Below are 827 nucleotides of genomic sequence, written 5' to 3'. Positions count from 1 at the left end.
AAAAATGGTGGAGCCTAGCGGGATCGAACCGCTGACCTCCTGCGTGCAAGGCAGGCGCTCTCCCAGCTGAGCTAAGGCCCCATTATTTAAGTTATAGTGGTCGGGAAGACAGGATTTGAACCTGCGGCCCCTTGGTCCCAAACCAAGTGCTCTACCAAGCTGAGCTACTTCCCGTAATGGCGCGCCCGAGAGGAGTCGAACCCCTAACCTCTTGATCCGTAGTCAAACGCTCTATCCAATTGAGCTACGGGCGCATATTTAAAGTGCCGAGGGCCGGACTCGAACCGGCACGGAGGAACCCTCCGCAGGATTTTAAGTCCTGTGCGTCTGCCAATTCCGCCACCCCGGCAAGCTGAATTAGTTGATTAAGTAGTTATGGAGCGGAAGACGGGATTCGAACCCGCGACCCCCACCTTGGCAAGGTGATGTTCTACCACTGAACTACTTCCGCGTTTAATCTAAATGGTGCGGGTGAAGGGACTTGAACCCCCACGTCATAAGACACTAGATCCTAAGTCTAGCGCGTCTGCCAATTCCGCCACACCCGCAAGATTAAATACGCACAGTATTAAAATAAATGGTGAGCCATGAAGGACTCGAACCTTCGACCCTCTGATTAAAAGTCAGATGCTCTACCAACTGAGCTAATGGCTCTAACATGGTGCCGGCCAGAGGACTTGAACCCCCAACCTACTGATTACAAGTCAGTTGCTCTACCAATTGAGCTAGACCGGCTAATGGTGGAGGATGACGGGCTCGAACCGCCGACCCTCTGCTTGTAAGGCAGATGCTCTCCCAGCTGAGCTAATCCTCCGGATTATATATCC

At 52.7% G+C, this 827-nt stretch carries 9 tRNA genes; all 9 read right to left on the bottom strand.

Annotated features, from left to right (window positions below):
- Positions 1-5: 5 nt before the first annotated feature.
- The 9 genes from CHH58_RS18000 to CHH58_RS17960 all read right to left on the bottom strand — a co-directional run bounded on the left by CHH58_RS18000 (position 6) and on the right by CHH58_RS17960 (position 814).
- Positions 6-81: transfer RNA gene (locus tag CHH58_RS18000), tRNA-Ala, on the bottom strand.
- A gap of 16 nt (positions 82-97) precedes the next feature.
- Positions 98-174 (bottom strand) — tRNA-Pro (locus tag CHH58_RS17995).
- A gap of 3 nt (positions 175-177) precedes the next feature.
- Positions 178-254: transfer RNA gene (locus CHH58_RS17990), tRNA-Arg, on the bottom strand.
- 10 nt (positions 255-264) lie between these two features.
- Positions 265-349, bottom strand: a tRNA-Leu gene (locus CHH58_RS17985).
- Positions 350-376: 27 nt separating this feature from the next.
- Positions 377-451: transfer RNA gene (locus tag CHH58_RS17980), tRNA-Gly, on the bottom strand.
- 12 nt (positions 452-463) lie between these two features.
- A tRNA-Leu gene (locus CHH58_RS17975) sits at positions 464-548 on the bottom strand.
- Between the two features lie 30 nt (positions 549-578).
- Positions 579-654 (bottom strand) — tRNA-Lys (locus CHH58_RS17970).
- Positions 655-659: 5 nt separating this feature from the next.
- A tRNA-Thr gene (locus CHH58_RS17965) sits at positions 660-735 on the bottom strand.
- A gap of 3 nt (positions 736-738) precedes the next feature.
- Positions 739-814, bottom strand: a tRNA-Val gene (locus CHH58_RS17960).
- Between the last annotated feature and the right edge of the window lie 13 nt (positions 815-827).

Origin of the sequence: Terribacillus saccharophilus (assembly GCF_002272745.1) — a bacterium.
Taxonomy (GTDB): Bacteria; Bacillota; Bacilli; order Bacillales; family Amphibacillaceae; genus Terribacillus; species Terribacillus saccharophilus_B.
The sequence above is the reverse complement of the archived record's forward strand: the minus strand, read 5'-3'. Positions and strand labels throughout refer to the sequence as shown.